General features: G+C 67.5%; 17 protein-coding genes and 2 pseudogenes. 12 read left to right on the top strand and 7 right to left on the bottom strand.

The window, feature by feature from the left end; translation table 11 throughout:
* Positions 1–109: 109 nt before the first annotated feature.
* From IB278_RS33040 to IB278_RS33030, 3 genes and pseudogenes are all read right to left on the bottom strand, one after another.
* A pseudogene (locus tag IB278_RS33040) lies at positions 110–331 on the bottom strand (IS5/IS1182 family transposase); the annotation flags it as partial.
* 346 nt (positions 332–677) lie between these two features.
* The gene (locus IB278_RS33035; RefSeq protein WP_192328589.1) at positions 678–2000 is read right to left on the bottom strand and encodes a type II toxin-antitoxin system HipA family toxin; all 1323 of its coding nucleotides are present in this window, start codon (positions 1998–2000) and stop codon (positions 678–680) included.
* Complete coding sequence (locus tag IB278_RS33030) at positions 2000–2515, bottom strand: helix-turn-helix domain-containing protein (RefSeq protein WP_192328586.1); 516 nt, start codon at positions 2513–2515, stop codon at positions 2000–2002. The genes IB278_RS33035 and IB278_RS33030 overlap by 1 nt, the downstream gene beginning before the upstream one ends.
* Before the next feature lie 428 nt (positions 2516–2943).
* Here IB278_RS33030 and IB278_RS33025 point away from each other — a divergent pair, with 428 nt between their 5' ends.
* Entirely contained in the window at positions 2944–3777 is an 834-nt protein-coding gene (locus tag IB278_RS33025) for an alpha/beta fold hydrolase (protein WP_192328583.1), read from the top strand.
* A 19-nt stretch (positions 3778–3796) separates the two neighbouring features.
* Here IB278_RS33025 and IB278_RS33020 read toward each other — a convergent pair whose 3' ends face one another.
* From IB278_RS33020 to IB278_RS33010, 3 genes are all read right to left on the bottom strand, one after another.
* On the bottom strand, positions 3797–4072 hold the full coding sequence (locus tag IB278_RS33020; RefSeq protein WP_145747775.1) for a hypothetical protein: 276 nt from the start codon (positions 4070–4072) through the stop codon (positions 3797–3799).
* Between the two features lie 146 nt (positions 4073–4218).
* Positions 4219–5190, bottom strand: coding sequence for a D-2-hydroxyacid dehydrogenase family protein (locus IB278_RS33015; RefSeq protein WP_192328581.1), 972 nt, complete (start codon positions 5188–5190; stop codon positions 4219–4221).
* A gap of 14 nt (positions 5191–5204) precedes the next feature.
* Positions 5205–6197 carry a Bug family tripartite tricarboxylate transporter substrate binding protein gene (locus tag IB278_RS33010; protein ID WP_192328578.1) on the bottom strand — a complete coding sequence of 331 codons (993 nt, stop codon included), beginning with the start codon at positions 6195–6197 and terminating at the stop codon, positions 5205–5207.
* 181 nt (positions 6198–6378) lie between these two features.
* Here IB278_RS33010 and IB278_RS33005 point away from each other — a divergent pair, with 181 nt between their 5' ends.
* From IB278_RS33005 to IB278_RS32980, 6 genes are all read left to right on the top strand, one after another.
* Positions 6379–7143 (top strand): IclR family transcriptional regulator, encoded by a 765-nt coding sequence (locus IB278_RS33005; protein ID WP_192328575.1) that lies wholly within the window; start codon positions 6379–6381, stop codon positions 7141–7143.
* A gap of 104 nt (positions 7144–7247) precedes the next feature.
* A complete protein-coding gene (locus IB278_RS33000; RefSeq protein WP_192328572.1) occupies positions 7248–8066 on the top strand; it encodes a class I SAM-dependent methyltransferase in 819 nt (272 codons plus the stop codon).
* Between the two features lie 134 nt (positions 8067–8200).
* Positions 8201–9955: an IlvD/Edd family dehydratase gene (locus IB278_RS32995; protein WP_192328568.1), complete on the top strand. Its 1755-nt coding sequence runs from the start codon at positions 8201–8203 to the stop codon at positions 9953–9955.
* Between the two features lie 188 nt (positions 9956–10143).
* Positions 10144–11166: an alpha/beta fold hydrolase gene (locus tag IB278_RS32990; RefSeq protein ID WP_192328565.1), complete on the top strand. Its 1023-nt coding sequence runs from the start codon at positions 10144–10146 to the stop codon at positions 11164–11166.
* A 13-nt stretch (positions 11167–11179) separates the two neighbouring features.
* On the top strand, positions 11180–12610 hold the full coding sequence (locus IB278_RS32985) for an aldehyde dehydrogenase family protein (RefSeq protein WP_192328562.1): 1431 nt from the start codon (positions 11180–11182) through the stop codon (positions 12608–12610).
* 13 nt (positions 12611–12623) lie between these two features.
* Complete coding sequence (locus tag IB278_RS32980) at positions 12624–12782, top strand: zinc-binding dehydrogenase (protein ID WP_225613337.1); 159 nt, start codon at positions 12624–12626, stop codon at positions 12780–12782.
* Positions 12783–12793: 11 nt separating this feature from the next.
* On the opposite strand, the gene IB278_RS32975 is transcribed toward IB278_RS32980, so the two are convergent.
* Positions 12794–13792: an AraC family transcriptional regulator gene (locus IB278_RS32975; protein WP_192328556.1), complete on the bottom strand. Its 999-nt coding sequence runs from the start codon at positions 13790–13792 to the stop codon at positions 12794–12796.
* Between the two features lie 182 nt (positions 13793–13974).
* Here IB278_RS32975 and IB278_RS32970 point away from each other — a divergent pair, with 182 nt between their 5' ends.
* From IB278_RS32970 to IB278_RS32955, 5 genes and pseudogenes are all read left to right on the top strand, one after another.
* Positions 13975–14766, top strand: coding sequence for an SDR family oxidoreductase (locus IB278_RS32970; RefSeq protein ID WP_145747785.1), 792 nt, complete (start codon positions 13975–13977; stop codon positions 14764–14766).
* 30 nt (positions 14767–14796) lie between these two features.
* Complete coding sequence (locus IB278_RS32965; protein WP_192328529.1) at positions 14797–16035, top strand: styrene monooxygenase/indole monooxygenase family protein; 1239 nt, start codon at positions 14797–14799, stop codon at positions 16033–16035.
* 12 nt (positions 16036–16047) lie between these two features.
* Positions 16048–16797, top strand: a pseudogene (locus tag IB278_RS34350) (styrene monooxygenase/indole monooxygenase family protein); the annotation flags it as partial.
* Positions 16798–17256: 459 nt separating this feature from the next.
* Positions 17257–17781 (top strand): flavin reductase family protein, encoded by a 525-nt coding sequence (locus tag IB278_RS34010; RefSeq protein ID WP_225613338.1) that lies wholly within the window; start codon positions 17257–17259, stop codon positions 17779–17781.
* Between the two features lie 43 nt (positions 17782–17824).
* On the top strand, positions 17825–18326 hold a 502-nt coding region (locus IB278_RS32955; RefSeq protein WP_192328523.1), incomplete at its 3' end, for a dienelactone hydrolase family protein.

Here is an 18326-nt window from a genome sequence, read left to right as displayed (position 1 = left end):
CTTCGGCGAGAACCTGCCCAAGACGCGCAGCGGCAAGATCATGCGGCGCCTGCTGCGCAGCATCGCCAAGGGCGAGGCCATCACGCAGGACATCTCGACGCTGGAAAATCCGGCGATTCTGGAACAGCTCGCGCAGAGGAACTGAGCTGAAGCTGCCGCTGAGGCCACGAAGCCTGAGCCGATCCAGTTTCATGATGCGCTTGAGGTGCGCGAACAGTATCTCAACTTTCTTGCGCTCCCCGCGCGACTGCCCGTACTGCGGTGTCTGCGCAATGGATCGAGCGACGTCTCGCGCGTCCTCATGAAGGCATTCCTCAGCACGCGCGCCTGGTCGGCTTTGTCGAACCGCACAGAGAATTCGGCTAGCGCTGCTGGCCCCGCTGACTCATACACATTCATGATGAGCGTTCTGAGTTTCTTGAGTCTTTCTCCCAGCTTTGCTTGTCGGGCACTGAGGAGTCCCGACACATCCTGCTGGCAGTGTGGGCCGAGCCAGTTCAACTGGAGGCCAATGGTGAAATCGAATCGGGCGATGGAGTGAATGAGCCGGCCGAGCAGGCGGTGGAATTCGTCCCTGAATGGATCTTCTTGGGTACTCGCTGATTTGATGTTCTTGTCCATCGTGGACGTCTGTCAGCCCATGTCTGCCGATATCGTTTTGCGGAATTCAACGGCCATCATGCGATGGCATCGGCTTCTGCCTGGAACTTCTTCGCCTGGCTTCGCATGCCATCGGCAATAGGCGTCCAGATGCGGCCCGGGAAGGCTTCGGGCAATCGTGCCTCGACGACATCCAGGGCTGCATCAACCCCCTCGACCAGGCCCAACATCGCCTCCCACACGGCCGGTCCACCGTTCTTCATGGCTAAGTCGTACCAGTGGCGGGCACAAATGCCGTAGATGTCGTAGTGCGCGCTCTTCGATCTCAGCGCCATGGCCAGGCGCACGTCGCGCAGGTGCAGTTGTCCGCGCCCCTTGCCGACATACGGCCAGACCGACAGCACGTCGTACAAGGGCGTCATTTCGTAGGTGTTGCCCTGCCGCAGGAAGATCGAGAAGTTCTTGGCATGCCCATCCGGCGCAGCCATGAGCCAGAAGGCCAACTGCGCAAGTTGGAATGCCAGCCGGTCCGAGGCGGCATCTGCGCTGCCAGCCAGCAGCGACAGGCCTGCTGCAATGGACGGACCACCATCGCCTTCATATTTCAGTCGCGGGGGCAGGCCGAGTGCCTGGCAGAAATCCTCCTGAGGCAGCCGGGCAATCCATTTGCCATCGTCCATCCATTCCCGGTCGAAGCGCTCCACGATCAGTGCGCGCTGGTCTTCGAAGCTGGCCATCTCGGTGTGGGCCATCGGCAGGCCGAGTGCATCGACGATTTGGGCGCACAGCCACTCGTTCTCCACGGAGTCGAACATCTCCACCCTGCTCGTGTTCGCAATCACCCCCAGCGGAAGTTTGAAGATATGGGTGCTCGGGGTTGCGCCGAGGGGGCGGCACCATTGGCCGTCCACCTGTGTGAAGGCGGTTTTTTCTTGCGCGCCGGCGAGCGAGATACGGAACACCGGAGCCTCGTTGTCAGGGCGAGTATGCGGATCGGCGGGAACTGCTTGCAGGGCTTGCGCGACTTCCTCCTCGGTCAGCGCTTGGCACTCGACGCGGTCCCATCCGTCCGGTGTGGTGCCTTCAGGCAGCAGCTGCACGGCGCCGACGCAGTCGCGACCGATGGCTTCCAGCAGTGAGAAGGCGTCTAGTGTGCGGGTCTTGAAGCGCCGCCCGATGCGCTCACGAATGCGGTCGTTGTCCGGCAGCAAGTTGTCGAAGTAGTTTGCGACCACCTCGCCCTTGATCTCCAAGGCACGGGTGATCGGCAGCGACAGGGACAACGGCCGCGACTTCCCGGACTCCAACCAGGAGGGGGCGTACGTGAAGCTGTGGGTGCCGCGGGTGACCTGCCAGGTGCCGACCCATTCGCCGTTCATCCAGGCCTGCAGTGCCGCCATTACCAGGAGCCCTTCTTGGGTCGGATGACGAAGTTGCGCTGCGATGTGGGTGTGACGTCTACCTGTGGATTCGCGTCCCGCAGCGCCTGGCCGTCAGATGAAGCCTTGGCGTCGCTGCGGCTAACGGGTGCTGATGTCGGCGCGGACCTGCCTGCGCCGGTCGAAGGATGCACGCGCCACTGGCCACCGGGAGGCGTCTTAACATCAAGGCGCGGTACGGGCTTCTTCTTGGTGTTGTCGGGTGCTGGGGATGCAGACAACTTCACACCGCCAGAAATCCGGTTCGCTGCGCCGTCGGCGTCATCGTCGCGCAGCAACAGCGATGCGCGCAGTGCGGACAGCACCTTCATCAGTTGGTCCACGCTGACGACGCCGGGGTTGTTCTCGATTTCCGCGATCCGGGCTTGCCCGACCCCGAGCAACTGACCGAGTGCAGCTTGCGTCAGGCCGCGCTCCTTCCGAAGCGCTCGCAGGTGCTCACGAAGCTGACTCGAAAAGTGGACAGGGAAGTTCATGCGGCTCATGTATCGTAGCAAATATACATGCTATGACCAATAAATTCAATGTACTGGCTGCGGTACATGTTGTAAAAAAACTTGCCAAGTCCGATATTGCCGCAGCGATGGCGGCGTCATCGTCGTGGAGTCCGGAGTGCGATAAATGAGCACAGTTGGATTCCATATGCGCCTTCGGACAGCCTGGTGTACCCAGAGAACAGGAAGAATGGGAAAAAGCAAGTGTTGGCGCGGGGTCGAGGGACTTTTTAGAACCAGTCCCAGAACACCCTGACTGGATATCACTCATTTGGGTGACGTAGATCACCGCCCGAACCCCTCTCATTGCCAGGGCCATCCAGCCGTTCCCGTCCGCTGCGATTCATCTCATGACAATCTCGTTCGCAGGATGATTCGACCTGTCGAGATCTGCCGAGGAAGAGCAAGTGATGCCCAGCAATGAACTGAATCTGGCCGAACGCTTCGACTTCCGGGGACATGCCGTGGCCTGGGGCTCCATCGGGGAGGGACCTCCGGCCGTGCTTCTTCACGGCACGCCGTTTTCCTCGGCCGCGTGGCGGCGCATTGCGCCATGCCTTGCGCGCGAGCGGCGCATCTTCTACTTCGACATGCTGGGCTATGGCCTCTCCGACAAGCCGGATGCAGACGTCTCGCGCGGCGTGCAGAGCGAACTCTTCGCCGCGCTGTATCGGCACTGGGGCCTCAGCAGTCCCGACGTGGTGGCGCACGACTTCGGCGGGTCGAACGCCCTGCGCGGCCATCTGCTGAACGGCCTGGACTATCGCTCGCTCGTCCTCGTCGATCCGGTGGCGATCAGCCCGCAGGGCTCGCCGCTGGTGCGGGCGGCCAGGAAGCACGAAGAGGTGTTCGCGAGCCTGCCGGCCTACCTCCACGAGGCGATGCTGCGGGCGTACATCGGCACCGCCGTCGGCAGCGCGCTGCGCGAGGACGAGATGCAGCGCTACCTCGCACCCTGGCTCGGCGACGAGGGGCAGAAGGCGTTCTGGCGGCAGGTCGCGCAGATGGACGACAAATACACCGAGGAAGTCGAGTGGCGGTATGGCGAGATGCGCTGTCCTGTCACCATTCTGTGGGGACAGGAAGATGAGTGGATCCCGATGGCCGACGGGCGCGAGTTGGCCAGGCGCATGAGCGCTGCATCCTTCATGCCAGTGCCCGACGCCAAGCACCTGATGCAGGAAGATGCCCCCGAGGTCATCGTGGCCGAGACCTTGCGGTTGTGGGCGGCGGTCGCGCGATAGCTGCCCGGTGCCGATCAGGTCACAGCAACCGCAATCCCCCGGGAAATCGAATGAAGGTCTGCGCCGGCTCGGGCACCTTGCCCGCCCTGGCGATCTCGGCGAAGCCCTCTTCCGTGATGCGGGTCACCGTAGCCACCTGCCATACGGCTTGCCGCGCCCGCGATCTGACGGCGGCGAACTCGGCCTCGATCAGGCCGATGGCCAGAAGCATCGAGACCTGGCGGACTTCCTCCGGATCGGTCACGCGGACGGGCAGCTGCACCCGGTGCAGCCTCAACAGCAGAAAGAGCGGCATTTGGTTCTCCGATGGCCGGCTCGAGGGGATGCCTCGCATGCCGTCCGCTTGGAATGGTCAAATGTGAATTTGTCACATTCAATGCCGCCGCGGGAGTCAGAATAAGTCGATCGGCCGTGTCCGCCACCGCCCCTCGCAGACGAGTCCTAGGCCGGGCGCAGGACCGAGGGATTGAGCGCGTCCTTCAAGCGCCCAGCGGCAAACTCGTTGACATGGTCGAAGGCGATGCCGAAGTAGCGCTCGTAGTTGTCGCGCTCGACATAGCCGATGTGCGGCGTGCACAGCGCGTTGGGCAGATGCAGGAGCGGGTGTTCGCCTGCGCGCACGGGCTCTTCCTCGAACACGTCCACGGCCGCGAAGCCCGGCCGGCCCGCCGCCAGCGCCCGTTCCAGCGCACCGGGCGCGACCAGTTCGGCGCGGCTGGTGTTCACCAGCAGGGCGCTGGTCTTCATGCGGGCCAGGTCTTCGTCCGAGACCATGCCCCGGGTGTGCTCGTTGAGCCTCACATGCAGGCTGATCACGTCGCTCTGTGCGAAGAAGGCCTCGCGCGAGGGCGCCACTTCGAAGCCGTCCGCACGTGCCGCCGACGTCGAGCCCTCGCGTCCCCACACCCAGACCTTCATGCCGAACGTGCGCCCGTAGGCGGCCACCTGGCGACCGATGCGCCCATAGCTCCACACGCCCAGACGCTGGCCGCCGAGCTGCTGGCCCAGGTGGCCCTGCCACCGGCCCTGGCGCAGGCGCGTGGCTTCCTCGACCAGATGCCGGCGGCTTGCCAGCGTCAGTGCCCAGGTCAGTTCAGCGGTGGCCGAACCTGCGCCGCTGCCTTCGGCCACCGCCACGCCGCGGGCCGTGCAGGCCGCGAGATCGACGTGGCCCGCCAGCTTGCCGGTCTGGCTGATGAGACGCAGCCCGTGCAGGCGCTCGAGCAGCGCCGCATCGATGCGCGTGCGCTCGCGGGTGAGCACGATCGCCTCGGCGTCCGCGAAGCGCGCGGCGAGTTCGTCGGTGCTCTTCACCGTGTCGTTGAAGATGCGGACCTCGTGTCCGTCGAGCTTGCCGAAGCAGTCGAGCGTGCGGACGCAGTCCTGGTAGTCGTCGGGGATGACGATGCGCATGGGGCGGCGCTCCTTCATTGCAGGGTGATGTTCAACTGCTCGACCGTGCGCTTCCACAGCGCGAGGTCGTCGCGGATCAGCGCGGTGAAGTCGGCCGGCGGCATGCCGCCGGGCTCGATGCCCTGGGCCCGGAAGATCTCGCGCACTTCGGGCGCATCGAGCGAGCGCCTGACCTCGGCATAGAGCCGCTGCACGACCGGCGCCGGCGTGCCGGCCTTCAGCAGCAGCCCGTACCAGCCATGCACGTCGAAGCCGGGATAGCCCTGCTCGGCGACGGTCGGCACATCGGGCAGGCCGGTGAAGCGCGATTTGGGCGCGACGGCGAGCGCGCGCAGCTTGCCCGCCTTGATCTGCGCCAGTGCCGAGCTCATGTCGAGAAACATGAACTGGATCTGGCCGCCCAGCAGGTCCTGCACCGCCGGACCGGCGCCTCGGTAGGGCACATGGACCGCGCGGATGCCGGCGCGCTGCACGAACAATGCCGCGCCCAGATGCGCAGAGGTGCCGTTGCCCGAGGAGCCGTAGGAAAGGCTGCCGGGCCTGGCCTTGGCCATCTCGACCAGCTCCTGCAGATTCCGGGCAGAGAAGTCCGGCTTCACCACCACCGCATGCGGAATGAAGCCCACCACCGTGAGCGGTGCAAAGTCGCGCAGCGTGTCGAACGGATAGTTCGGCATCAGCGCCGGATTGGTGACCGCGAGGATCGAGGGAAAGACCATCGCGTAGCCATCGGCCGGACCGCGGACGATCTCGCTCATGCCGATCACGCCGCCGCCGCCGGGCTTGTTGTCGACGATCACCGGCTGGCCGAGGCTGGGGGCCATGTTCCTGGCGATGGCGCGCGCCATCAGGTCGGTCGGGCCGCCGGCCGCGAAGGGCACGACGATGCGGATCGGCTTCGACGGAAAGGCGGACTGCGCGTTCGCGAGCGGGCTCAAGGCTGCGAGCGCGATGCCGGCGCCCGCAGCGGCGCTGAAGCCTCGGCGCGACATGCGATTCGGGTTCATGGTGTCTCCATTTTTTGTCATGCATCGGATCAAGGGGCGAGCACGGCCAGGCCGCCCGCGTCGCGCACGGAGGTCTCTCATTCCCGCTTGCCGGTGTGTTCCAAGCTTAGGACGCATACTCCGCCAGCGCACCTGCCTTCTTCCACTGCGTGGAATTGGGGCTGCCGCGAGGAGACATCGAATGCCCACACCCTCCAACCGCTCGCTCGAACGCGGAATCGAGATCCTGCGTGCCTTCCGGCCCGGCTCCACGCTGCTGGGCAACGGCGAGCTCGCGGAACGCACCGGCCTGGCGCCAGCCACCGTGAGCCGCCTGACGCAGACGCTGGTCGGCGCGGGCCTGCTCGAACACGACCGGGTCGCGCGCGCCTACCGGCTCGCAGCGCCGGTGCTGAGCTTCGCGCACGCCATGCGCACCGGCTCCACCGTGCTGCAGGTGGCCGCCCCGCGGATGCGGGCGCTGGCCGAGAAACTGCGCATCAACGTCGGGCTCGCGGTTGCCGATCGTTCCGAGATGCTTTACCTCGAATCGATCCGCTACAACAAGAAGGCGTCGCTGCGCAGCGTGGTGAGCGGACAGCGCGTGCCGATCGAGCTCACCTCGCTCGGCCGTGCCTGGCTGGCAACGGCGCCGGCGGCGCGGCGTGCCGAACTCACGAAGGAGTTCGAGGCGCGTCGCAGCAATTGGCCGCGGCTTCGCAGGGAGATCGACAAGGCCATCGAGAGCGTGCGCCGCCGCGGCTGGTGCGTGGCCTCGTGGCAGCCCGAGATCGTTGCGCTGGCCATGCCGCTGGCGCTTCCGAACGAGCGCGTGCACGTGCTCAATGCGAGCCTGTCCACCAGCGAGCCAGCGAATGAGGTGGCGCTCGAACTGGGTGCGCCGCTGCTGGCGCTCGGCGAGCAGATCACCCGCGAATTCATCGCGCACGGCGGCAGCCTGGCGTAGGCCGTTCGTCGGATGATGGAGAGGCGCCTGCAGGACGGCGTTGACGAGGCTGGCATGCAGGTCCACCATGGCAAGGCCGCCGTCCGGAACTTCAAGGAGATCTCATGGCTGAGAGCGACAAGGTGTTCGCGGGTTCGATCCCGAAGTTCTACGACACGCTGATGGTCCCGCTGATCTTCGAGGCCTATGCCGCCGACATGGCGGCGCTTGCCGCGGCCTCTTCGCCCGGCTCGGTGCTCGAAACGGCGGCCGGCAGCGGCGTGGTCACGCGGGCGCTGGCACCGAGGCTCGGCGCTGGCGCGCGCTACGTGGTGACCGATCTCAACCAGCCCATGCTCGATTACGCCGCCAGCCGGCAGGGCCCCGACAGCCGCATCGAGTGGCGGCAGGCGGACGCGCTTCACCTGCCGTTCGACGATGCCTCGTTCGACGTCGTGTGCTGCCAGTTCGGCGCGATGTTCTTTCCCGACCGGACCGCGGGCTATGCCGAGGCGCGCCGCGTGCTGAGGCCGGGCGGGCGATTCGTCTTCAATGTCTGGGACCGCATCGAGGAGAACGCCTTTGCCGACGAGGTCACCAACGCCGTCGCCGCGGTGTTTCCACACGACCCGCCGCGGTTTCTCGCCCGCACGCCGCACGGCTATCACGATGTGGCGCTGATCCGCGAGGATCTGAGCCGCGCAGGATTCACAGACATCGATATCCAGACGCGCGAGAAGCAGAGCCGCTCGCCTTCGGCCCGCGAGGTGGCCACCGCCTATTGCCAGGGAACGCCGCTGCGCAACGAGATCGAGGCGCGCGACGCCAGCCTGCTTCAACTCGCGACGGACCGCGCGGCGGAGGCGATCGCCAGCCGCCATGGCGAAGGCCCGGTGGCCGGCAAGATCCAGGCGCATGTGATCGTGGCGTCGGGACCGGCGTAATCGGCCGGATATCGCGTCCACGCCGGGACAGCAGGTGAGCGTCGGCGACCGGGGCGGTGCAATCACTGCGGCCCACATCCAGGCGGACGAATGAGGCCGGAAGTCCCGATGCACAGCACAAAGGTAACGCAAGCATGACCGACGATAAATCTCCTTTCGAGCCCGACGATGCTGCCGACGGCTCCGGCATGCGCAAGGGCCTCACCAGCTATGGCGACCAGGGCTTCTCGCTGTTCCTGCGCAAGGCCTTCATCAAGGGCGCGGGCTTCACCGACGCGGCGCTCGACCGTCCGGTGATCGGCATCTCGAACACGGGGAGCGCCTACAACCCCTGCCATGGCAACGCACCGCAGCTCGTCGAGGCCGTCAAGCGGGGCGTGATGCTGGCGGGGGGCCTGCCGATGGACTTCCCGACGATCTCGATCCACGAGAGCTTTGCCGCGCCGACCAGCATGTACCTGCGCAACCTCATGTCGATGGACACCGAGGAGATGGTGCGCGCCCAGCCCATGGATGCCGTCGTGCTGATCGGCGGCTGCGACAAGACCGTGCCGGCCCAGCTGATGGGCGCGGCTTCTGCCGGCATTCCCTCGATCCAGCTGATCACGGGCTCGATGCTCACGGGCGGCCATCGCGGCGAACGGGTGGGCGCCTGCACCGACTGCCGGCGCTACTGGGGCAAGTACCGCGCCGGCGAGATCGATGGGGAGGAAATCGCCGACGTGAACAACCAGCTGGTTGCGAGCGTGGGCACCTGTTCGGTGATGGGAACGGCCAGCACCATGGCGTGCATTGCCGAGGCGCTGGGCATGACCGTGCCGGGCGGCGCATCGCCGCCGGCCGTGACGGCGGACCGCATCCGCATTGCCGAACAGACCGGGGCCCAGGCGGTACAGATGGCACGCACCGGCCTGACGATCGACAAGGTGTTGACGCCCGAGGCCTTCGAGAACGCGATGCGGGTGCTGCTGGCGATCGGGGGCTCGACCAACGGCATCGTGCACCTCGCGGCGATCGCCGGGCGCATGGGCCTGGAGACCGATCTGGCCGCGCTCGACCGCATGGGGCGGGAAACGCCGGTGCTGCTCGACCTCAAGCCATCGGGCCAGTGGTACATGGAGGATTTCCATCATGCGGGCGGGATGGCCACCCTGCTGCGCGAACTGAAGCCGCTGCTGCACCTTGGCGCCATGACCGTCACCGGCCGCACGCTCGGCGAGGAGCTGGAGCGCGCGGGCCCTGGCTTCCGGCAGACGGTGGTGCGGCCGATCGGCAACCCGGTCTACCCCCAAGGCGGCATGGCCGTGCTGCGAGGCAATCTCGCTCCGGGCGGCGCCATCATCAAGCAGTCCGCTGCGGACCCGAAGCTCATGGAGCACGAGGGGCGGGCCGTGGTGTTCGAGAACATCGAAGATCTGGTCCGCCGCATCGACAGCGACGCGCTCGACGTGACGGCGCAGGACGTGCTCGTGCTCAAGAACATCGGCCCCAAGGGCGCGCCGGGCATGCCCGAGGCCGGCTACATTCCGATCCCGCGCAAGCTGGCCCGCGCCGGCGTCAAGGACGTCGTGCGGATTTCCGACGGCCGCATGAGCGGCACGGCGTTCGGCACCATCGTGCTTCATGTCACGCCCGAATCCGCGGCCGGCGGCCCACTGGCCCATGCCCGCAATGGCGACCGCATCCGCTTGAGCGTCGAGCGCCGGGAGATCGCATTGCTGGTGTCCGTGGAAGAGCTCGCCCGGCGCGCGCAGGAGTCCCCGGTCACTGCACCGACGGCCGAGCGCGGCTACCGCAAGCTGTTCCTGCAGACGGTGACCCAGGCCGACCTGGGCGTGGACTTCGACTTTCTGCGAGCCGCCAGGATGATCGGCAAGGTGCCGCGCTAGCGTGGAGGCAGCCGAACACGCGCGACTGCCATCGCCACATCCACGATGCGCGCTACCCGTTCGCGCGCCTGCAATTGAAATTTATTGTCGGCGAAGCGGGCCCAGATACACAGGCATACGCAGGACCGTCGCCAGGCCGCTTCCGGGCAGAACAATCGCTCCACCACTTCGGATTCCAGGAGATTTCAATGATTGTTTCGCCCCCGTTGCCGCGCCGTTCGTTCCTCGCCAAGGCGGCGCTCGGCCTCGCTGCCACCCAGCTGACCTCGATCGTTCCCGCTTTTGCCCAATCCGCGGGCACATCGACCCTCCGGCGCCTCGAGCCACTCAAGAGCATCGACGCGGGCTCGCTCAACATCGGCTACCACGAAGCGGGCCCCGCCGACGGCGCTCCCGTGATCCTCCTGCACGGCTGGCCCTACGACATCCACATGTTCGTCGACGTCGCCCCGCAGCTTGCGGCCGCGGGCTTCCGCGTGATCGTGCCGTACCTGCGCGGCTACGGCAGCACGCGCTTCTTGTCGGCCCACACGCCGCGCAACGGGCAGCAGTCGGTGGTCGCGGTGGACATCATCGCGCTGATGGACGCCTTGAAGATCAAGACCGCCACCGTGGCCGGCTGCGACTGGGGCGCGCGCACGGCCTGCATCATGGCCGCGCTGTGGCCCGAGCGCGTGAAGGCGCTGGTGTCGGTCAGCGGCTACCTGATCGGCAGCCAGCAGGCCGGCAAGAACCCGCTGCCGCCTGCGGCCGAGCTGCAGTGGTGGTACCAGTACTACTTTGCAACCGAGCGCGGCCGCGCGGGCTACGAGAAGAACCGGCACGACTTCGCCAAGCTCATCTGGCAGCTCGCATCGCCGAAGTGGAATTTCGATGCGGCCACCTTCGAGCGCAGCGCCGTGGCCTTCGAGAACCCCGACCACGTGGCCATCACGGTCCACAACTACCGCTGGCGCCTGGGCCTGGCCGAGGGCGAGGCCAAGTACCAGGCGCTGGAGGACCGGCTGGCCAAGGCGCCGGTGATCGGCGTGCCGACCATCACGCTCGAGGGCGACGCCAACGGCGCGCCGCATCCGGAGCCCGGCACCTACGCGAAGAAGTTCTCGGGAACCTACGAGCATCGGCTGGTCAGCGGCGGCATCGGCCACAACCTGCCGCAGGAAGCGCCCGAGGCCTTTGCCAAGGCGGTGGTCGACGTGGCCCGCGGCTGAGGCGGCGGTCCCCATGTGGAACATCGACCGGGCCTACATCGATGGCGCCTTCGTGCCCGTGCAGGGCAGCGAACGGCTGGAGATCTGCAACCCCGCCACCGAACGGCCCATCGGCACGGTGACGCTGGCGAACCGCGAGGACGCGAAGCGTGCCATTGCCGCGGCGAACCGCGCCCAGCCGGCGCTCGCGCGAAGCACCAGGGCGCAGCGCATCGACATGCTCCGGCGCCTCGAGGCCGCGGTGCTGGCGCGCACCGACCAGATCCGCGAGGCCACCATCGAGGAGTACGGCGGTCCGCTGGCCCGCTCGCAGTGGGTCAGCAATTACGCCTCGCAGTGCTTCGCCACCACGGCGCGGGCGCTGCACGACTATGCCTTCGAGCGCCGCCTGGGCGAGGCCACCGTGGTGATGGAGCCGGTCGGCGTCGCCGGCCTCATTGCGCCCTGGAACGCCGCCGCCGGAAGCATCTGCAGCAAGCTGGCTTCGGCCATTGCCGCGGGCTGCGCGGCGGTCGTCAAGCCGAGCGAGCTGGGCCCGCTGCAGGCGCAGGCCGTGACCGAGGCGCTGCACGACGCGGGCCTGCCGCCCGGCGTCTTCAATGTGCTGCTCGGGCGCGGCAGCGATGTGGGCGACGAGATCGCCACCAGCGCGGGCATCGCGAAGATCTCGTTCACCGGTTCCACGCAGACCGGAAAGCTCATTGCGCGCGCGGGCGTCGAAACCATGAAGCGCGTGAGCCTCGCGCTCTCGGGCAAGTCGGCCACGCTGGTGCTGGACGACACCGACCTGGCCGCCACGCTGCCCCTGGCGCTGAATGCCGCCTTCATGAACAACGGCCAGGCCTGCGTGGCGGGCACGCGCCTGCTGATCCCGCGGACGCACATGAAGGCTGCCGTTGAACAGGTGCGGGCGGCGGTGGCCGCACTGCGCGTGGGCGATCCGCGCGACCCCGCCACCGCGGTCGGGCCGCTTGCGAGCCAGGCGCAGTTCGATCGCGTGCAGCACTTCATCCGCCGCGGCCTGGCGCAGGGCGCAACCCTCGTGGCCGGCGGCGAGGGGCGGCCGGACGGTCTTGAAAGAGGCTGGTTCGTGCGGCCTACCGTGTTTGCCGAAGTGCACAACGACATGGAGATCGCGCGCGAGGAGATCTTCGGACCGGTGCTCTCGATGATCGGCTATGGCGACGAGGACGAAGCCATCGACATCGCGAACGACTCGCCGTACGGCTTGCAGGCCTATGTCTTCTCGTCCGACGCGCAGCGTGCCCTGCGCGTGGCCTCGCGGCTGCGGGCCGGCACCGTGCTGGTCAACCGCATCGCGCCCGAGCTGGCCGCGCCCTTTGGTGGTGCCAAGCAGTCGGGCGTCGGCCGGGAGTTTGGCGTCTTCGGCATGGAGGCTTTCCTGGAGCCGAAGACCATCGCCCTCGCGGATGGCATGGCGTGAAAAAGGAAAAGCGATGAAAGCAGTGGTGCACTCCGCGCGGCTGTTCGGCTGGATCGCCGAAGGCAGGCTCAACGTCCATGTGCGCGGCGTGCATCCGCCGGCCGATGCCGCGCGGGCCCATGCCGACATGGCCAGCCGCGCGACCACGGGCAAGCTGCTGCTGGTGCCCTGAGGCCGAGGAGGTCAGGCGGCGCGCAGTGCCCGGGTTTCCGACGGCCGCTCGCCGAAGCGGGCGCGGTACTGCGCCGCGAAGTGGCCCATGTGAAGAAAACCGTACTTCGCCGCGACGTCGCGCACGCCGGCATGGCTCGGCATGCGCAGCTCGGCGCGCACCTTGTCGAGGCGCTGCTCGCGCAGGAATTCCATCGGGCCCATGCCCGCATGCTGGCGGAACGCGAGTTGCAGCGTACGCGCGCTGCAGCCGACTTCGCGGCAAACGTCGGCCAGCGACAAGGGCTGATCGGCGTGCGCCGCCATGTAGTCCTGCGCCCTGCGGACCACGCGCGGCAGCAGGCTGCGCTGGGCGTCGCCGGCCAGCGCGCGCGAATGGTTGTGCGCCGCGGACATCAGCAGGCTGGCCATCAGGTATTCCTCGGCATGCTCGGCCAGCCGGCTGCCGGCCTGCAGCGCGGTGCCGGTATCGAGCGTGAGCCGCAGGTAGTCGATGAAGTGCACCACCGGCGCCAGCGCGGGGTCGTCGAGCGGCACGCCGAGGTCGAACACCAACGGCTGCCTGAGGGGGGCCTGGAGCAGCGATTCGAGCCGCGAGAGCAGCGCGGAGCGGGCCAGCCGCACGATCAGGTGCGGGCTGTCGTCGGCCCAGCGCATCGACAGCGGCTCGGTCGGCGAAGGCAGCGAGGCCAGGCGCGGATTCGCGTCCACGTGCTGCGCGCCGCAGCGGATCTCGGCGCCGCCGCGCAACGGAATCTGCAGCAGGAAGAAATCCTGCAGGTAGCCCGGGTCGATCTGCACGCCCGGGCCGTACTGCACGTAGTTGAGGCTCACGTCCCGATGCAGCCGCGCGCTGTGGTGGCAGGCGTCGAGCTCGGTGCCGGGCCGCAGCATGACCAGGCCGTGCGGGCAGAACACGCGGGCCACGCTTTCGCGGGCCTCGTCCATGTCGTGGCTCTCGAAAAGCCGGTAGCGCTGCAGCGGCAGCGATGGGATCGTGGCGGTTTCCATGGGGCGAGGCCACCCTAGCAAAAACCATCCCCAGCCACAATTCGGACCAGCCCTCGCAAAAACCTGCGCGCCAGGGACAGGCGCTGCGTTTGCGGGATGCGCCGAAGGCCCGCGGCCTCGTAACGTTCGCTCCCACACAGGCCATCCCGGCCTGCCTGACCGAACCGAGGAGAGCAAGCGCCATGTTCAAGGGACTCGAGGGCAAGAGCGCCATCGTCACCGGTGGCTCCACACTGATAGGCGCCGGCGTGGTGCGCGCGCTGCACGCGGCGGGTGCGAAGGTCGTCATCGCCGACATCGATGCCGCCAACGGCCAGGCGCTGGCGGATTCGCTCGGCGCCGGCGCGCGCTTCGTGCGCACCGACATCACCGAGGACGCGCAGGTGCAGGCTTGCGTGGCCGAGGCCGCCGCGCGGCACGGCGGTGTGCACTTTCTCATCAACCTGGCGTGCTCCTACCTGGACGACGGCTTCAAGTCGCCGCGCGCCGACTGGCTCGCTTCGTTCAACGTGAACGTGGCGAGCGCGGTGGCGATGCTGCAGGCCGTGCATCCGCACATGGTCGCGGCCGGTGGCGGGGCGGTGGTCAATTTCACGAGCATCTCGTCCCGCGTGGCGCAGACGGGGCGCTGGCTCTATCCGGTGAGCAAGGCCGCCATGGCGCAGCTCACCCGCAACATGGCGATGGACCTGGCGCCGGACCGCATCCGCGTGAACAGCGTGTCGCCGGGCTGGACATGGTCGGCCGTGATGGACCGGCTCAGCGGCGGCGACCGCGCCAAGACCGACCGCGTGGCCGCGCCGTTCCATCTGCTCGGGCGTGTCGGCGATCCGGACGAGGTGGCGCAGGTGGTGCTGTTCCTGTGTTCGGACCATGCGAGTTTCGTGACGGGTTCCGACTACGCGGTGGACGGCGGCTATGCCGCCATGGGCCCCGAGCAGGCCGTGCCCGCCATTCCCAGGTTGATGGACTAGCTCCCCACGGAGCATCAAGGAGCAGATGAAATGAAGCGAATCGCCATCGTCGGCGCGGGCCAGTCGGGCCTGCAACTGGGGCTCGGACTGCTCGCCGCAGGCTACGAGGTCACGATGTTCAGCAACCGCACGGGCGAGGACATCCGCCGCGGCAAGGTCATGTCGAGCCAGTGCATGTTCCACACCTCGCTGCAGATCGAACGCGACCTGGGTCTGGACCTGTGGGCACACGACTGTCCCACGGTGGACGGCATCGGGCTGGCCGTGCCGCATCCCGAGCAAAAGGGCGCCAGGGCCATCGACTGGGCCGCGCGGCTGAACTCGAGCGCGCAGTCGGTCGACCAGCGCGTGAAGATCCCGGCCTGGATGGAGTTGTTCCAGAAGAAAGGCGGCGAACTCGTCTTCAAGGACGCGGGCATCGACGAGCTCGAAGCCTGCACGCAAAGCCACGACCTCACGCTGGTTGCGAGCGGCAAGGGCGAGATCTCGAAGCTCTTCGAGCGCGATGCGCACAGGTCCACCTACGACAAGCCGCAGCGCGCACTGGCATTGACCTACGTGAAGGGAATGGCGCCGCGCGAACCCTTTTCGGCCGTGTGCTTTAACCTGATTCCCGGCGTCGGCGAATACTTCGTGTTCCCGGCGCTGACGACGACCGGGCCCTGCGAGATCATGGTGTTCGAGGGCGTGCCCGGCGGCCCGATGGATTGCTGGGCCGAAGTGAAGACGCCGCAGGAACACCTCGCGCGCAGCCAATGGATCCTCGAGACCTTCCTGCCCTGGGAGGCCGAGCGCTGCGCCAACATCGAGCTGACCGACGACAACGGCATCCTCGCAGGCCGCTTCGCGCCGACGGTGCGCAAGCCCGTGGCCACCTTGCCTTCAGGCCGCAAGGTGCTGGGACTGGCCGACGTGGTGGTGCTCAACGACCCGATCACGGGACAGGGCTCCAACAACGCGGCCAAGTGCGCCGACACCTATCTGAAGAGCATCCTCGCGCGCGGCGACGGCGCGGCCGATGCGGCGTGGATGCAGCAGACCTTCGACCGCTACTGGTTCGGCTGTGCGCAATGGGTCACGCAGTGGACCAACATGCTGCTCGCGCCGCCGCCAGACCATGTGCTCAAGCTGCTCGGCAGCGCCGGCGCGGTGCCGCCGCTGGCCAGCGCCTTTGCCAACGGCTTCGACGATCCGCGCACCTTCTTCCCGTGGTTTTCGGATCCCGCGGAAGCGGAGCGCTACATCGAAACCTGCGCGGCAGTCGCATAAGCCGGAGCCAGCATGAAGCGACGCGTGGCCATCGTCGGCGCCGGGCAATCCGGCATGCAGCTTGCGCTCGGCCTGCAGCGCGCGGGGCACGAGGTGACGGTTTTCTCGAACCGCACGGCAAGGGAGATCTTCGAGGGGCCGGTGATGTCGAGCCAGTGCATGTTCGAGACTGCGCTGCAGACCGAGCGCGAGCTGGGGCTGGACTGGTGGGCAGGCGAGTGCCCCGTTGTGGAGGGCATCGGCATGGCGGTGCGCAACCCCGAAGGCGGCAAGGCCATCGAATGGAGCGCGAAGCTCGACGGCCCCGCGCAGTCGGTCGACCAGCGGCTCAAGATACCCACCTGGATGGCCGAGTTCGAGAAGCGCGGCGGCCGGCTGGTGCTGCAGGAGGTGGGGCTCGCCGACCTGGAAGCCTGCGCTGCAACGCATGATCTCGTGGTCGTTGCCAGCGGCAAGGGCGAGATCTCGCAACTGTTCGAACGCGACGCGCAGCGCTCGCCCTTCGACCAACCCCAGCGCGCACTGGCACTCACCTATGTGAAGGGAATGAAGCCCGCTTTGCCGTATGCACGCGTGTGCTTCAACCTGGTTCCCGGCGTCGGCGAATATTTCGTGTTCCCGGCGCTGACGACGACAGGGCCCTGCGAGATCATGGTGTTCGAGGGCGTGCCCGGCGGCCCGATGGACTGCTGGGCCGACGTGAAGACGCCGCAGGAGCACCTCGCGCGCAGCCAATGGATCCTCGAGACCTTCCTGCCCTGGGAGGCCGAGCGCTGCGCGGATATCGAGCTGACCGACGACAACGGCATCCTCGCAGGCCGCTTCGCGCCGACGGTGCGCAAGCCCGTGGCCACCTTGCCCTCGGGCCGCCAGGTGCTGGGCCTGGCCGACGCGGTGGTGCTCAACGACCCGATCACGGGGCAGGGCGCGAACAACGCGGCCAAGTGCGCCGACATCTACCTGAAGCGTATCCTCGAAAACGGCGACGCACCGTTCGACGCCGCCTGGATGCAGCAGACCTTCGACCGCTACTGGGAAGGCTATGCCCGCTGGGCCACCGACTGGACCCACAGCCTGCTCGCCGCGCCGAAGCCGCACTTGCAGAAGCTGCTGCAGAGCGCGACCCACATGCCCGCCGTGGCGAGCACCATCGTCAACGGCTTCGACGACCCGCGTGCCTTCGCGCCCTGGTGGTTCGATGCCGTTGAAGCCGACCGCTTCCTGGAGACCCGGGCGCGCGAGGCTGCTGTCGACCGCTTCGACCGGCGCGACTTCCGCAAGGCTCTCGGGCAGTTCAGCACCGGCGTGACCGTCATCACCACCCGCGCCATCGACGGCCGCCGCGTGGGCATGACCGCCAACTCGTTCTCCTCGGTCTCGCTGGATCCGCCGCTGGTGCTGTGGAGCTTGGCTCGGCAGGCGCCGAGCGTGGGCGACTTCACCGGCGCCAGCCACTTCGCGATCAACGTGCTGGCGGCGCACCAGCATCACCTGTCGCGCCAGTTCTCGACGCCGCAGGCGGACAAGTTCGGCGTGGTGGACTGCTGCGAGGGCACGGCCGGCGTGCCGCTGCTCAACGGCGTCATCGCCCGCTTCGTCTGCCGCAACGTGAAGCAGTACGACGGCGGCGACCACCTGATCTTCATCGGCGAGGTCGAGCGCTACGACCGCTTCGACGGCGAGCCGCTGGTCTTTCATTCGGGCTACTACCAGGTGACGACACGGCACCCGGAATGCGTGCAGTGAGCGCGCGGCCCGCACCATCCCACCCTTGAACGGAGCACCTCACATGCAGGAAAAAGCACCCGGCGCCACGCGCCACGTCCGCATCCAGGCCACCGACGGCAGCGGCAGCTTCAACGGCTACCTGGCCGTGCCACGCTCGGGCAGCGGCCCCGGCCTGGTGCTCGCGCAGGAGATCTTCGGCATCAACCACACGATGCGCGAGGTGGCCGACTACTACGCCGAGGAAGGCTACGTGGCGCTCGTGCCCGACCTGTTCTGGCGCCAGCAGCCCGACGTGGAGCTCGGCTACAGCGAGGCCGACTGGCAGCGCGCCTTCGGCTTCTACCAGGGCTTCGACGAGGCCCGTGGCATGGAAGACATGCAGGCTTCCATCAGCGCGCTGCGTGCCCGGCCCGAAGTGAGCGGCGCCAAGGTCGGTGTGCTCGGCTTCTGCCTGGGCGGCAAGCTGGCCTACCTGGCGGCCTGCCGCACCGACGCGGACGTGTCGGTGGGCTACTACGGCGTGGGCATCGAGGCCGCACTCGACGAGGCCGACCAGATCAAGC

The sequence above is a fragment of the Variovorax sp. VRV01 genome, from assembly GCF_014852545.1.
GTDB lineage: Bacteria > Pseudomonadota > Gammaproteobacteria > Burkholderiales > Burkholderiaceae_C > Variovorax > Variovorax beijingensis_A.
The sequence above is the reverse complement of the archived record's forward strand: the minus strand, read 5'-3'. Positions and strand labels throughout refer to the sequence as shown.

Excerpts from the sequence above, each read along its gene's own strand:
- IB278_RS33035 (WP_192328589.1), bottom strand. The coding sequence starts at position 2,000 with ATGGCGGCACTGCAGGCCTGGATGAACGGCGAATGGGTCGGCACCTGG.
- IB278_RS33030 (WP_192328586.1), bottom strand. The coding sequence starts at position 2,515 with ATGAACTTCCCTGTCCACTTTTCGAGTCAGCTTCGTGAGCACCTGCGA.
- IB278_RS33025 (WP_192328583.1), top strand. The coding sequence starts at position 2,944 with ATGCCCAGCAATGAACTGAATCTGGCCGAACGCTTCGACTTCCGGGGA.
- IB278_RS33020 (WP_145747775.1), bottom strand. The coding sequence starts at position 4,072 with ATGCCGCTCTTTCTGCTGTTGAGGCTGCACCGGGTGCAGCTGCCCGTC.
- IB278_RS33015 (WP_192328581.1), bottom strand. The coding sequence starts at position 5,190 with ATGCGCATCGTCATCCCCGACGACTACCAGGACTGCGTCCGCACGCTC.
- IB278_RS33010 (WP_192328578.1), bottom strand. The coding sequence starts at position 6,197 with ATGAACCCGAATCGCATGTCGCGCCGAGGCTTCAGCGCCGCTGCGGGC.
- IB278_RS33005 (WP_192328575.1), top strand. The coding sequence starts at position 6,379 with ATGCCCACACCCTCCAACCGCTCGCTCGAACGCGGAATCGAGATCCTG.
- IB278_RS33000 (WP_192328572.1), top strand. The coding sequence starts at position 7,248 with ATGGCTGAGAGCGACAAGGTGTTCGCGGGTTCGATCCCGAAGTTCTAC.
- IB278_RS32995 (WP_192328568.1), top strand. The coding sequence starts at position 8,201 with ATGACCGACGATAAATCTCCTTTCGAGCCCGACGATGCTGCCGACGGC.
- IB278_RS32990 (WP_192328565.1), top strand. The coding sequence starts at position 10,144 with ATGATTGTTTCGCCCCCGTTGCCGCGCCGTTCGTTCCTCGCCAAGGCG.
- IB278_RS32985 (WP_192328562.1), top strand. The coding sequence starts at position 11,180 with ATGTGGAACATCGACCGGGCCTACATCGATGGCGCCTTCGTGCCCGTG.
- IB278_RS32980 (WP_225613337.1), top strand. The coding sequence starts at position 12,624 with ATGAAAGCAGTGGTGCACTCCGCGCGGCTGTTCGGCTGGATCGCCGAA.
- IB278_RS32975 (WP_192328556.1), bottom strand. The coding sequence starts at position 13,792 with ATGGAAACCGCCACGATCCCATCGCTGCCGCTGCAGCGCTACCGGCTT.
- IB278_RS32970 (WP_145747785.1), top strand. The coding sequence starts at position 13,975 with ATGTTCAAGGGACTCGAGGGCAAGAGCGCCATCGTCACCGGTGGCTCC.
- IB278_RS32965 (WP_192328529.1), top strand. The coding sequence starts at position 14,797 with ATGAAGCGAATCGCCATCGTCGGCGCGGGCCAGTCGGGCCTGCAACTG.